The organism is Terriglobia bacterium (assembly GCA_020073205.1).
GTDB lineage: Bacteria > Acidobacteriota > Polarisedimenticolia > Polarisedimenticolales > JAIQFR01 > JAIQFR01.
Genome location: JAIQFR010000012.1, coordinates 51,416 through 65,095 on the forward strand (window position 1 = coordinate 51,416; position 13,680 = coordinate 65,095).

11 protein-coding genes are annotated in these 13,680 nt (G+C 71.1%); 4 read left to right on the forward strand and 7 right to left on the reverse strand.

The annotated features are described in order from the left end of the window. Positions 1-205 precede the first annotated feature (205 nt). Together LAO51_04325 and LAO51_04330 are read left to right on the forward strand one after the other, a co-directional pair. A complete protein-coding gene (locus LAO51_04325; protein MBZ5637967.1) occupies positions 206-949 on the forward strand; it encodes a hypothetical protein in 744 nt (247 codons plus the stop codon). A gap of 20 nt (positions 950-969) precedes the next feature. Then, on the forward strand, positions 970-2,070 hold the full coding sequence (locus LAO51_04330; protein MBZ5637968.1) for an aldo/keto reductase: 1,101 nt from the start codon (positions 970-972) through the stop codon (positions 2,068-2,070). A gap of 21 nt (positions 2,071-2,091) precedes the next feature. Here LAO51_04330 and LAO51_04335 read toward each other — a convergent pair whose 3' ends face one another. Next, a complete protein-coding gene (locus LAO51_04335) occupies positions 2,092-2,859 on the reverse strand; it encodes a dimethylargininase (GenBank protein ID MBZ5637969.1) in 768 nt (255 codons plus the stop codon). 153 nt (positions 2,860-3,012) lie between these two features. On the opposite strand from LAO51_04335, the gene LAO51_04340 reads away from it, so the two are divergent. Beyond that, positions 3,013-4,206 (forward strand): trypsin-like peptidase domain-containing protein, encoded by a 1,194-nt coding sequence (locus tag LAO51_04340; GenBank protein ID MBZ5637970.1) that lies wholly within the window; start codon positions 3,013-3,015, stop codon positions 4,204-4,206. A 16-nt stretch (positions 4,207-4,222) separates the two neighbouring features. Here the strand turns inward: LAO51_04340 and LAO51_04345 are convergent, their stop codons facing one another. From LAO51_04345 to LAO51_04370, 6 genes are all read right to left on the reverse strand, one after another. Further along, positions 4,223-5,725 carry a DHA2 family efflux MFS transporter permease subunit gene (locus LAO51_04345; GenBank protein MBZ5637971.1) on the reverse strand — a complete coding sequence of 501 codons (1,503 nt, stop codon included), beginning with the start codon at positions 5,723-5,725 and terminating at the stop codon, positions 4,223-4,225. Positions 5,726-5,799: 74 nt separating this feature from the next. After that, the gene (locus LAO51_04350; protein ID MBZ5637972.1) at positions 5,800-6,423 is read right to left on the reverse strand and encodes a cytidylate kinase-like family protein; all 624 of its coding nucleotides are present in this window, start codon (positions 6,421-6,423) and stop codon (positions 5,800-5,802) included. 20 nt (positions 6,424-6,443) lie between these two features. Continuing rightward, positions 6,444-7,634 (reverse strand): HlyD family secretion protein, encoded by a 1,191-nt coding sequence (locus tag LAO51_04355; GenBank protein ID MBZ5637973.1) that lies wholly within the window; start codon positions 7,632-7,634, stop codon positions 6,444-6,446. Further along, positions 7,631-9,031 carry a TolC family protein gene (locus LAO51_04360; GenBank protein ID MBZ5637974.1) on the reverse strand — a complete coding sequence of 467 codons (1,401 nt, stop codon included), beginning with the start codon at positions 9,029-9,031 and terminating at the stop codon, positions 7,631-7,633. The genes LAO51_04355 and LAO51_04360 overlap by 4 nt, the downstream gene beginning before the upstream one ends. A 252-nt stretch (positions 9,032-9,283) precedes the next feature. Then, a complete protein-coding gene (locus LAO51_04365; GenBank protein MBZ5637975.1) occupies positions 9,284-9,787 on the reverse strand; it encodes a hypothetical protein in 504 nt (167 codons plus the stop codon). A 106-nt stretch (positions 9,788-9,893) separates the two neighbouring features. Beyond that, the gene (locus LAO51_04370) at positions 9,894-10,127 is read right to left on the reverse strand and encodes a hypothetical protein (GenBank protein ID MBZ5637976.1); all 234 of its coding nucleotides are present in this window, start codon (positions 10,125-10,127) and stop codon (positions 9,894-9,896) included. Positions 10,128-10,277: 150 nt separating this feature from the next. Between LAO51_04370 and LAO51_04375 the strand changes: the two genes are divergently transcribed. Continuing rightward, on the forward strand, positions 10,278-13,680 hold a 3,403-nt coding region (locus tag LAO51_04375), incomplete at its 3' end, for a tetratricopeptide repeat protein (protein MBZ5637977.1).

A 13,680-nucleotide genomic window follows, 5' to 3' on the forward strand; every position in this document is an offset into this window, starting at 1 on the left:
GCGACTTGACCCGGGTCAACAGGGGCCGAACGGGCCGGAATGGGGAGCATTCGGCCCACCGCGCGCGTCCCGGGCGACCGGGAGGCCGCGCGGGTCGGCCGGCGAGGGGTGTAACCGTTACCGAGGGCGTGCAAAGAGGAAGGGCCCCTAGGGCATCGCCTCGTGGGGTGGTGGCTGCGGAGCCGGGTGCCGGTAGAATGTCCTCATGCGAATCTACCTCGCCCGTTGGGTATGCCTCGACGTGGAATCCAACCTGGAGCGCGTGGGAGTGGAGGCCACCGCCGCGGCCGTCGCGGGAGCGGGGGTCTGCGTGTACCCCGAGGGATTCCTCCACGGCTACGAGCGGAAGGTCGAGCCCGACCGGGTTCGGAGGACCTTCGCGGCGGTGTCGCGGGAGCACCCGGAGATCGCGTTCTGCTTCGGCTCGTTCTCCGAGGATCGCCGCAACCGGATGACGCTCTGGCGAGCCGGCGAGGAGATCGCCCGCTACGACAAGGTCCACCTGTTCCGCCCGTTCGGCGAGCCGACGATCTGGGAGCCGGGCGACCGGTACGTCGCGGTCCGCCTGGGGGAGTGGACCGTCGGGCTCGTCCTGTGCAACGACCTGCGGTTCCCCGAGCAGGCGCGCGCCATGCGCCTCGCGGCCCGGGTCGATGCGCTCCTGGTCGTGGCTTGGTGGCCCTGGCGGCGGGACCACGTCTGGCGAACCCTGCTGAGGGCGCGCGCGATCGAGAACGGCGTGTTCGTCGCCGGGTGCTGCGTCGCCGCGTCCGAATTCCCGGGGGAGCGCTTCGCCGGGGCGGGCAACCACGTGTTCGACCCGCTCGGCGATGCGGTCCGGACCGCCGACGACCGGGTCTACGACCTGGACCGGGCGCGCCTCGGCGCGCTCGTGGTGGACCCGCTGGAGGACCACGTGAGGATCGATCGCGTCGAGGTGCTCCCTTGAGCGATCCCGAGGAGGGTGCCATGGACGAGGGCTCGGGTCGCCGCATTCGCGGCTTGGCGGAGTACCACCTTCTCGGCCGGAGCGGGCTCAGGGTCTCGCCGCTCTGTCTCGGCACGATGACGTTCGGCACGGAGTGGGGGTGGGGCGCCGACGAGACCGTCGCCCGTGCGATGTTCCACCGGTACCTCGAGGCCGGCGGGAACTTCATCGACACCGCGGACGGGTACACCGGCGGCCGCAGCGAGGAGATGCTGGGCCGTTTCCTCCGCGACGCGGGAAACCGCGACCGGGTGGTGCTGGCCACGAAGTTCACGTTCAACGGGTTCCCCGGCGATCCCAACGCCGGCGGGAACGGGCGGAAGAACGTCTTCCGCGCCCTCGAGGGCTCGTTGCGGCGGCTCCAGACCGATTACATGGACCTCTACTGGCTCCACGCCTGGGACGGGCTGACCCCCGTCGACGAGGTCCTGTCCACCCTCGACGCGCTCGTGCGCGCGGGGAAGGTCCGGTACATCGGGCTGAGCGACACGCCGGCGTGGTATCTCGCCCGGGGCCAGACGATCGCAGAGCTCCGCGGCCTGGAGCGGATCTCGGCGCTCCAGCTCGAGTACTCGCTGGTCGAGCGGAACATCGAGCGGGAGCACGTCCCCGCCGCGCTCGAGCTGGGCATGGGGATCTGCGTGTGGAGCCCTCTCGCGGGGGGCCTTCTGAGCGGCAAGTACGCGCGCGCCGGCCAGGGGGCGTCCGGCGAGGGACGCCTTCAGGCAACCGCAGGCTCTCCGAATCCTGCGTTCCGGAAATTCACCGATTGGAACTGGCGGATCCTCGACGTGCTTCGGGACGCGTCGAACGAGATCGGCCGCTCCCCGGCGCAGGTCGCGATCAACTGGATCACGAAGCGGCAGGCGGTCGCCTCGACGATCGTCGGCGCCACGCAGGTCGATCAGCTCGAGGACGACCTCCGGGCGCTCGAGTTCGACCTCCCCGACGGGATCGCGACGCGGCTGGAGGAGGCGGGGCGCCCCGACCTCGTCTTCCCGTACATGTTCTTCTCCCCGGTGCTGCAGGGGATGATCAGCGGCGGCGTCCCGGTGCGGAGGGAGCCGCGCTGGTTCCGCTGATCGAGGCCGCAGACGCGGCGCTCAGGCGACGTCGAAACAGAGGCTGCAACAGGTCACGGCGCCCTCGGCCTTCGCCAGCTCCGACACGTCCACGGTCACCACCCGGATCCCCCGCGCCTCGAGACGGCGGAGGGTCCTGGGAAATGCCGAAGGGTAGACGACCGTTCCGCCGACGAGCAGGGCGTTGGCGGCGAACGGCTCCGACGGCTCGATCTCGATCCGGTCGTGGGCGGCGAAGGCGCCGGGGTCCGCCCAGCCCGGATGGATCAGCACGCCGTCGTCCGAGATCCGCGTGACCGCGGACTTCAGGTGCAGGCAGCCGGAGAGGGACACGGGCCTCACCTCGTATCCGAAGGGCGACACGATCCGGCAGAGCTCATCGACTCCCCGCGCGTCCGTCCGGGACGACCGGCCCACGAAGATCGTCTTCTCGAGCACGAGGACGTCGCCGCCGTCCAGAGTCGCCGGCGACGGGATCGTGGCGGTCGGCCGGTACGGTCGAACCGCCTCGGCGACGGCGACCACCTCGGGCCGCCGCGAGGGCGCACCCGGACGGGTCAGGATCGCGATCTCGTCCAGCACGACCGCGACGTCCTCGACGAAGACGGAGTCGGGCATGTCCGGCTCCGCCGGGAGCCGCAGGATCGCGCAGCCCAGGTCCGTCAGGCGGCGCTCGTACCGATGGTGCTGATCCCGCGCGCGCTCGGGGTCGATCGGCTGGCGCGCGACGTGGGTCAGCTCGCATCGTGCGAGGGCCGGGCTCACTTCCCTGGTGATCGCCAGCTTCATGGAGCGTTGCCTCCCGGAGCTCCGGAATCCGCGGGACGCGCGGACCCGCATAGCATACGATGGCTGAACGCCCGGAGGCTGCGACGGCTGATCGCGACCGCGCTCGCCGATCCGCAGGGAGTCCGCCGCGCGCCCCGCAACGTGGAGGTCGCCATGCGCCATCGATCGTCGATCCCCCGCACCGCCCTCGCAGCGATCCTGGCCGCCGCCGGATTCGCGGCCCAACTCCCCGCCCGCGCCGAGGAGTCGAAGCCGCCGGCCCCTCGGGCCCGGTGCGAGGAAGCGATCCCGGCCGTGTACGACCGGGTCTCGCCCGCCGTGGTCTCGATCGCGGCGATGTCCGTGAACCCCTACGATCTGGACGAGCGCATGACCCGGGTGGTCGGCTCCGGAGTGATCGTCGACAAGTCGGGGCTCGTCCTGACCAACTCCCACGTGGTCTTCTCGCGGCAGGTCATCACGGTGACGCTGGACGATGGGTCCACGCTCCCGGCCCGCCTCGTCGGGGCCGACCCGATCTTCGACGTCGCGCTGGTCCGCATCCCCACGCCGAGTTCCGGCGAGCTGCCCGTCGCCCGACTCGGAGATTCGGAGAACGTCCCGGTGGGTGAGGAGGTTCTCGCGATCGGGAACCCGTTCGGCCTCGACCAGACGCTCACCCGTGGGATCGTCTCCGCGGTCAACCGGCTGCTCCCCAACATCCCGCTCTCGCTCACCGAGCCGCTGATCCAGACCGACGCCCCCATCAACCCCGGGAGCTCGGGAGGGCCCCTGATGGACCGATGCGGCGACGTGATCGGCATCACGACCGCGATCCTCCCCGAGGCGCAGAACATCGGATTCGCGATCCCGATCGATCTGATCCGGGGGGTGCTCCCGTCGCTGGTCGAGCACGGCCGGGTGATCCGGCCCTGGCTCGGAGTCCAGGGCCAGCTCGTGAGCCGACCCCTCAAGGACCTCCTCCGCGTCCCTCTCGTGGACGGCTTCCTGGTCGAGGTCGTCGAGCCCGGTAGTCCCGCGGAGAAGGCGGGACTGCACGGCGGCCGGCTCGACCTCACGATCGGCGGCGACACCGTGTTGATCGGGGGGGACGTGATCACCGAAATCGACGGATCGCCCGTGTCGGATCTCGAGAAGATCGACAGGGCGCTGCGTTCGCTCGAGGTCGGCGCGACGACACACCTCAAGATCTTTCACGACGGAGCGACGCGCGAGGTGGACATCACCCTCGTCGAGCGGCCGCTGCTCCCGGAGGACGTCCCCTTCCGCCGCTCGGAGAGCCCGAGGAATACCACCGCGAGGTCGGGCGCCCACGCTCCCTTCCGCGGCATCCGGCGCGGAATCTGACCTCGAACGCCGAGGCTCAGTGCGCGCCGGGCACAGGACCGTGGTGCTGCGGCTTCCGCATGAGCGGGATCAGCAGCAGCATGGACGCGAACATCACCGCCATCAGGAAGAAGACGTCGTTGTAGGACATCATCGCGGCCTGCTGCTGGACGCGTCCGAAGAGCGCCGCCGCTGCCTGTTTCTCGGCGGTCGCCGGGTCCACGCCGCGCTGGACCAGAGCGCCGGCGATCCCCTGGAGCTCCGCGCGCGACGCGAGGCCGTAGACGTCCACGTGCCCGCCGAGGAAGTTGGTGTGGATCTGGGCGCGGCGGGCCAGGAGGGTCGTCGAGGTGGCGATGCCGACGGAGCCGCCGATGTTGCGCAGCAGGTTGAAGATGCTGGTGGCGTTCCCCATCCGCTCCTTCGGAATCGGGTCGTTGGTGATCGTGGTCAGCGGGATGAACAGCAGACCCATCGCCCCTCCCTGGATGACCAGGGCCCAGAAGAAGTTCCAGTACCCCACGTCGAGCGACATGCGCGACAGCAGGATCAGGGACGACGACACGAAGACGACCCCGGCGGCCAGGAGCTTCCTCGGCTCGACCTTGGTCATCATGAGGCCGATCAGCGGCATCATGACGAACGAGGTCGCCCCCCGCGGCAGGGTCGCGAGACCGGCCTCGAACGCGGAATACCCGAGCAGCGTTTGCATGAACAGGGGAAGGAGCACGGTGCTCCCGTAGAGGACGAAGCCGAGCACCGTGATGAGAAATACTCCGGCCGCGAACGTCCGGTTTCGGAAGACGGAAAGATCCACGATCGGGTGCTCCGCGCGGAGCTCCCGGGCGATCAGCGCGGCGAGCCCCACCCCCGCCAGGACCGCGAGCGTCACGATGAACCGGGACTCGAACCAGTCCTCCTGCTGCCCCTTGTCCAGCATGATCTGGAGGGCGCCGATCCCGAGGACCAGGAGCCCCATCCCCCAGTAGTCCACCCGCCCCGAGCCGCGCTTGATGTAGTGCGGGTCGAACACGTAGAGCTGCGTCATCGTGATCGCGAACAGACCGATGGGGATGTTGATGTAGAACACCCAGCGCCAGCTGTAGTTGTCCGTGAGCCATCCGCCGAGCACCGGCCCGAGCATCGGGGCGACCACGATGCCGAGCCCCCAGAACGCCATGGCCATCCCGCGCTTCCGCGGGGGGAACGCCTCCAGCATGATCGCCTGGGAGAGCGGCTGGAGCCCGCCGCCAGTGATCCCCTGAACCACGCGGAAGAGGATCAAAAGCGGCAGGCTCGGTGCGAGGCCGCAGAGGAACGACGAAGCGGTGAACCCGATCACCGAGCCCATCAGGAGCCGCTTCCTGCCGAAGAAGTTGGCGAGCCAGCCGGTCATCGGGAGCACGATCGCGTTCGCGACGAGATAGGAGGTCAGCACCCAGGTCGCTTCCTCGTTGGAAGAGGACAGGGTCCCCGCGATGTGGGGAAGCGACACGTTGACCACCGTCGTGTCCAGCACCTCCATGAAGGTGCTGGCCATGACGGCGATCGCGACGATCCACGGGTTGACCTCGACGCCCGTCGCGACGCCCGTCCCGTTGCCGGCGGCCTCGCTCAACCGGGCGCCTCCCGCCGGCCCATCGCGCAGACGACCATCCGCACGGCGGCCTCGACGCCGATCCGCGAGTTCACCATGAGGTCGTAGAGCTCGCGCGCCGTCCGATCGCAGCCGTAGTAGTGCTGCACGTAGGCGGCGCGCGTCCGGTCCGCCCGCTCCATCTCGATCCGGGCGGCCGCCTCCCCGCCGTGGCGACGGGCGAGCCGGCGCACGCGGTCCTCGGCCGGGGCGTAGACGAACACGTGAAGCGCGTCGGTCCGGTCCCGGAGGATGCACTGGGCGCCCCGGCCGAGAATGACGCAGCTCCCCTGCGCGGCCGCCTCCAGGATCACCCGCCGGGTCAGCTCGGCCATGAGGTCCGCGTCGAACACGTCCCCGCGCGGCGCCGCGGCGAACGAGTCCGCGCTGCCGGCCCACAATCCCTTCGCCATGCGGACCATCCAGGGGTTGAGCCGCTCGTCGTACTCCGCCGCGGCCTCGTTAGGGACGTCCGCCCTCCGCGCGACCTCGGCGATCAGCTCACGGTCCACCAGCCGCCAGGCGAGCCCCTCCGCGACCCGCCGGGCGATCTCCCGTCCTCCGCTGCCGTATTCGCGGGCGAGGGTGATGACGTTCTTCATGGACGGGACCTCGACCCGGGTCAGCGCGTGAGCACCGTGGGGACCACCGACATCCCGGGGCGCAGCACGTGCTCCGGGTCCTGGTCTTTCTCGAGGACGATCTTCACCGGGACGCGCTGGACGACCTTCACGAAGTTCCCGGTGGCGTTCTCCGGGGGGAGAAGGCTGAATTTCGCCGCGGTCGCGCCGCCGATGCTCTCCACGTGACCGCGATACGTGCGGGCGTAGGCGTCCACGTAGACGCTCGCCGGCTGCCCCGGCCGCATCCGCCTCAGCTGGCTCTCCTTGTAGTTCGCCACGACCCAGATCCGGTCCAGCGGGACCAGCGCGAGCAGCGGCTGGCCGCCCTGGATCACCTGGCCGGGCTGCACGCTCTTGCGGCTGACGATGCCGGCGGCCGGCGCACGGATCTCCACGTAGCCGAGGTTGAGCCTCGCTTGATCGAGCAGCGCCTGGTTCTTCGCGGCCCCCGCCTCCGCCGCGGCCGCGCGGGCGCGGGAGACCTCAACCTGCCCCGCGGCGGTCCCGGCGGCGCGATGCTGGGCTTCCGCCTGCGCCACGCGGCTGCTCGCGGACAGAACCGCCGCCTCGGCCGCCTCCACCGACGAGCGGGCGGCCGTCTCGGCGGCGACGGCGGCGTCGAACTGCTGCCTCGAGATCTCGTCCTTCTCCACGAGCTTCCGGTACCGCTCGAGATCGGACGCCGCCCGGACGTGGTTGGCCTTGGCCTCGGTCAGGCGCGCTCCCGCGGCACCCGCTTCCTGCTTCGCCGCCGCGACCGCGGCCCGCGCGCCGGCGAGCTGGCTCGCCGTGCTGGTCTCGGTGATCGGGATCGCGGTCTTCGCCGCCAGCGCCCCCGCCCGGGCGTCGGCCAGCTCCGCCTCGGCCTTGCGCGCGGCGACCTCGTAGTCGCTTGCGTCGATCCGCACCAGCACGGCGCCCGACGGAACCTGCTGGTTGTCGTCCACGAGAACTTCTTTCACCGTCCCCCCGATCCGCGCGCTGATCGGAACGATGTTCCCCTCGATCTGGGCGTCGTCGGTGGATTCGCGCACGCGCCCGTGGATCCAGAACGCCAGCCCCACGATCGCCACCAGGAGCGCGCCTCCGGGGATCACGAGGCGCGCCAGACCACGCTGCCTCGAGCTCAATCCCGCCCGCGGAGCGGGCCCCGCCGGCGCCCCTTCAGGCTCGATGCGCGGTTCCGTCATTGCGTGCCTCCTCCGCCGCCGTCAAGGAGCGTCGGAAGCGACCGCTCGGCGGCCCCGACCGCGCGGGACAGCGCGAGCCGCGCCACGTTGTGGGCGTACAGTGCGGACAGGTAGTTGTCGGAGGCGGTGGCGAGGGCATCCTGCGCCTGCACCACCTCGAGGTTCCCGACGACTCCCGACGCGAACCGATCCTGGACCTGGCGGATCTGCTCGTCGGCCAGGTCGAGCGCCTCGCGGGCGACCTTCACCCGCTCCCCCGCCGCATCGACGTCCAGGAGGGCCGCGCGGACGTCGTACTCGATTCTCGCGCGGAGGTCGTCCCGGCGGGCGCGGATCTGCGCGAGCGCGGCATCGTCCAGGCGGACGTTGGCGCGGATGCGACCTCCCTCGAAGAGGGGGACCCTGATGCCGACCCCCACCGCGAACGTCCGCTCGAGGCGCGGCCCGGTGGGGCCGATCCAGCCGACGTCCGCGTTGAACCGGATCGAGGGAAGGCCGTCGAATCGGTCCGCCCGGCGGTTCGTCTCCGCGGCTCCGAGCGCGGCCTCGGCCCGCCTAAGATCGGGGCGCGACCGGAGCGCCTCGTCGATCGCGGCGCCCGGCGAGAGGAGCGGCGCGGAGACGTAGGCGAGCTTGTCCGCCAGGTCGAAGTCCTGAACGAGGGGGAGGCCGATCGCTCGCGCGAGCGCCAGCTTCTGCTTGGCGAACTCGTTCTCGTAGAAGATCACGCGCTGCCGCTGCGCCGCCCGCTGCACCCGGGCGCGAAGCACCTCGATGCCGGCCACCACCCCCGCCTCCTTGAGGCGCTCCGCGCGCTCGAGGAGAGCGACGGCGACGGCGTCCTGGGCGCGTGCGGCCTCGATCCGGCTCGCCCCGAGGGCGGCATCGAGATACAGCGACGCGCAGGTCAGAACCACCATCTCCCGCGCGTCGCGATAGCCGTGCTTCGCCGCCTCGAGCCCCAGAGCGCCCGCCCGCGCGCGCTCGAGCGCCGCGAGATCCAGGATCGGCTGGGCCACGTAGATCCTGGCGTCGGTCACGTTGAACGGTCCCACGACCGGAGACTCTCCCGGCGCGACCGGGAAGCCGTAGGCCTCCAAGTCGATCTCCTGGCGCGAGCCGTACAGGAACCCGTTGAGGTCCGGCAGAAGGCCGCCTCGCGTCAGGTCGCGCCCGGCCTCCGCCGCCCGCACCGTTTGCGCCCCGAGGATCGCGCCCAGGTTCTGCCTCAGGCCCCGCTGCACCGCGTCCGCGAGGGTGAGCGAGAGCCTCCCCACGGTCGCGGAGCCCTCGGGGACCCCGCCGAGGAACGAGTTCCCCGCGGGCGCGCCCCCCAGCATCCACGGCGTCCGTTCCTGGGCCATCGCGGGTACGGCGAGCGCCGTAGCCAGGATCACGGCCGCCCGCCGGGGCGACGGTCCTCGCCTCGCTCGTGCTCCCCCCGCGCGTGTCGCTTCGGTCACGGTCATTCGCGATCCGCCTGGCCGGCTCCGCCCGGCTCCCGCCGTCCCGCGCGGAGCGCGACATGCCGGTCGAGGATAATGAAGGCGGGATCGGCCTGCAAAGCCGCGAGTATACCTACACCCCGCTCGCCTGCAATACGGGTGGCCGCCGTCCTGGCGGCCCGGCGCGCCACGCGAAGCGGCTTCCTACGACCCCGATGGGCCGGGCCGCGCCGCGCCCGACCGCGACGGCCCGGGCCGGACGGACGCCTGAGGTCGCGCCGCCATGCCGCGCTCCGACGGACGGACGCCGCGCGTTCCCAGGGCGGCAAACGGAGGCCACGCCTCGGACCGCGGATAGCGGAACGGCATCACGCCGGGAAAGCCGTACACGCCGCGGTAGGGTGCGACGTACCTCGGGCACGAGGACACGGCCGGGTGCAGGAGCCCCTCGGTGACGGAACGCTCGATCTCGTAATCGCGCTCCGCATCCACGCGGGCGTACTCGCGATCGAGGAAGGCCTGCACGAACTCCCACTCCCCCTCGTCCCGCGTCCGGACGGCCTCGTCCGGCCCGCTCGGAGGGCCGAACTTCAGGAGGTCGGCGTTGGTGTAGAGCGGGACGCTCTCTTCGGGGGCCGTGCCGGTCGGCGGCGGCTCGGCGCGGAGCACCCCCGGGGCCACCAGGACCCCGACCGCCAGAGCCGTCATCAGGCCGATCGCGCGCATGGGAGAAGAGTACGCCCAACCCCGGCCGGCCGCCACTCGCAAGAACGGCGCCCGGTCGCCCGGAGGGGGGGCCCGAGGTCGCCTCGGCTCAGAACGTGTAACCGATGCCGGTCGTGACCGCGAGCCCCTCGGATCCCCATGCCAGGTCGAGGCGCCCGACGATGTTGGGCTCGACCACCGCTCGAAGTCCGAGCCCCCAGCTTCGGTGGACGGCCGGCAGGGCCACGAACCGCGGCGTGTGGGGGTCGCTCTCGGCGGCGGAGGCGGCTCCGGAGAGTGCCAGCAGCAGTATCAAGGACGAGCGGACCGTTGGCTTCGTCACGGTCTCCTCTGGATGAGAGCGAAGAGGATACGCCCTCGTCACCGTATCGCGAAGGCACCGCCTTGACCTCGCGGAGCGGCTCGGCGTACGCTCGCCGCGGTTTCCCCCACGGGTGATCGCTCTCTCACCCCGGCGACGCGAGGTAGCGTCATGCTCTGTCCACGCTGCGGCGAGTCGAACGAGGAGACGGCCTCCACCTGCTCCGCGTGCGGGTCCGCGCTCGCTCGCGGCGGGGATGCCGCCGCGCTCTCCGCCGCCGGATCGGGATCCCCAGGGCTCCCGGGGCGGGGACGGGCGGACGTCTCTCGAACGTCCGCCCCCACCGAGGCCGGATCCGGCGAGGGCCTCCCGCCGGACGTTTCCCCCGCGGGGAGCCGCCTGCAACCCGGGGCACGCCTCGGGAGCCGCTACGAGATCCTCGCGATCCTGGGTGAAGGGGGGATGGGAGCGGTCTACAAGGCCCGCGACCTGGAGCTGGATCGCGTGGTCGCGCTCAAGGTGATCCGGCCGGAGATGGCGGCCCATCCCCATATCATCGAGCGCTTCAAGCGGGAAATCCTGCTGGCAAGCCGGATCACCCACAGGAACGTCGTCCGCATCCACGACCTCGGCGAGGCCGGAGACCTGAAGTTCATCTCGATGAACTTCGTCGAGGGAAGCAGCCTGCGGGCGCTCCTCGATCACGAAGGGCCCCTCTCTCTCGAGAAGGCGCTGGGCCTCCTGCGCCAGATCGCCGGCGGCCTCGAGGCCGCGCACGAAGCCGGGGTGGTTCATCGCGACCTCAAGCCTCAGAACGTTCTTCTCGACGCGGACGGGAGCGCGTACATCGCCGATTTCGGCATCTCGCGGACACTCGACCACGGGGGCACGATGACCGAGGACGGCGCGCTCGTGGGAACGGTGGCCTACATGTCCCCCGAGCAGGCTCGCGGCGAGACCCCCGACCACCGCAGCGACCTCTACTCGCTGGGCCTGATCCTCTACGAGATGCTGACCGGGTCGCTGCCGTTCCAGTCGGACAACGCGTTGTCCACGCTGATGAGGCGGGCCCAAGAGAACGTGCCGTCCATCCGGACGATTCGCTCCGACATCCCCGCTTGGCTGGCCGGCATCGTCGCGCGCTGCCTTCGTCGGGACAAGGCCGACCGCTACCCGAGTGCCGCGGACCTGCTCCGTGATCTCGACCGGGAGCACGCGTCGGTCGCCCTCGGCCGCCGGCGCATCCGGCGGGCCGTGTCGGGCGCCCTGCTCGTCTTGGCGCTGGCAGCCGTCGTCGCCGGAGGCGTCAGCTGGTTCCGGGCACGGCCGGCCCAGGTCGTGGAGCCGCAGGCGTCGCTCGTCCTCCTCCCCTTCCGGAACTCCACGGGGGACGCGCGCTACGACTGGACCCGCACGGGCCTGCCGGACCTGCTCCGATCGGACCTGCAGCAGTCGGCCGCCCTCCGCCTGCTCGGTGAAGACCGAGTGAGGGAGGTCCTCGACGGCTTGAAGCTCGACGGGGCAAACGAGTTCGATCCGGCGTCGGTCCTTCGAATCTCGAAGCTCCTCGGCGCCGACAGCGTGGTAACCGGCGGCCTCCTGAAAGCCGGAGGCCAGTTCCGGCTCGACGCGCGCGTCTATCGGGTCGGCTCTTCGTCCATCTCTCGCGACGCGCCAGTCCGCGTGGAAGGGAAGGGGGAGGTCTCCCTGTTCGCCATGGTGGACGACCTCGGCCAGAAGGTCCGCGAGGAGCTCGGCGTTTCCCGGCACTGGGGCGAGAGCCGGCGCGGCGCCAACGAGCTCACGACGCGGTCGGTGGACGCCCTCCGTCTGTATAGCGAGGGGGTGGGCCTCGCACGCGAGGGAGGCGACCTCGATGCGGCGAAGAGCCTCGAGGCGGCCCTCGCCCAGGATCCGGACTTCGCGGTCGCCCGCGCCCTCCTGGCCGAGACCTACGCCCGGCTCGGCAAGTCCGACGACGCCAAGCGCGAGGCAGACCGTGCGGTCGCGGGGCTGCGGCACGCCTCTCCGTACGAGGCCGCCCGCATCCGGGCGATCCAGGCCCAGCTCGCCGGCAACGCGGAGGCCGCCAGCAAGGCCTACCTGGATCTCTGCCGCATCGCTCCGAACGACGCCGAGGCCCTCGCGGATCTCGCTTCCTCTCAGGAGCAAGGCGGCAACCTCGCCGGGTCCCGCAATACGTTCCAGAAGGTGGTCGAGCTGGATCCCAAGAACCCCAGTGCGCGGTACTCGCTCGGGCGGGTACAGGCAAAGCTCGGGAACACGGCCGAGGCGCTCAACGAACTCAACGCCGCCCTCGGGCTCCACGCCGCGTCCGGCAACGACCAGGGGCGAGCGGACGTCCTGAACGGACTGGGCAACATCTACTATCGCTCGCTGGGCAAGCGGGACGAGGCCCTCCGGTACTACCGGGACTCGCTCGCGATCCGGGAGCGGATCGGGGACCAGAGGGGCGTCAGCGTCGCGCTCAACAACATCGCGCTGGTTCTCTACGACTCGGGGAAGTACGACGACGCGATCCTGACCGCGAAGCGTTCGCTCCACACGCTGGAGGGACTGGGAGACCGGGCTGGCACCGCGGAGGATTACCGGAACCTGGGCGACATCTACCAGGGAGCCGGGAAGGCGCAGGAGGCGCTCGACGCCTACCAGAAGAGCCTGGACATCCTGAGGGAGATCGGTGACGAGGCCAGCCTCGCCGGAACCTTCGCCAGCATCGGCTACATGAAGGCCGTCCTCGGACAGTACAACGAGGCGTTCTTCTTCCAGCGTAGCGCCCTGGACAAGCGCCGCCAGCTGGGCGAGCCCTCGGACCTGCTTCGGTCGCTGATCGACATCGGGCTCGTGGAGCAGGTCCAGGGACGCTACGACGAGGCCCTCAAGTACTACAGCGAAGGGCTGCCGCTCTCGCGGAAGATCGGCGACCGCACGGCGACCGTCGTCCTGTTGGCCAATCTCTCGAACATCGAGCTGGACCAGGGAGAATTCGGCGCGGCACTGAGATCCCTCGACGAAGCGCGGAAGACGGCCCGCGAGATCGGGGACCAGAACCTCGTGGCGACCACGCTCGCGTACCTCGGCGACACCCGCTGCCACCTGGGCGACGCGTCCGGGGCGGTGGAGGCGCTCGACGAGGCTCTCGAGATCGCGAGGAAGATCGGCAGCTCGGCGCTCGAGGCGGAGATCCTCACGAATCGGGGCGAGCTGCTGCTGGTCGGCGGACAGCCGGACCGCGCCGCGACGGTGCTCAGGGAGGCGGTCGGCACCGCGGGAGCCACGAGGGACGTCAGGCTCCAGCTGCTGGCCAGGATCCAGGTGGGCGCCGCCGGCGGCCGGACCCGGGACCTCGAAGGCGTGCTCAGGGAGGCGGAAACCGCCGGGCTCAAGCCGGTCGCGGTGGCGGCGCGGCTCGCCCTGGCGCGCTCCCTGATGGCCGCGCGCCGGCCCGGAGACGCTCTGGCGGAGGCCGAGAGAGCCGTGGAGGCCGCCGGAGCGCTCCGCGAGCGAGACCTCCTGTTCCAGGCCCGGCGCCTGGCCGCGGAAGCCCTCGTCC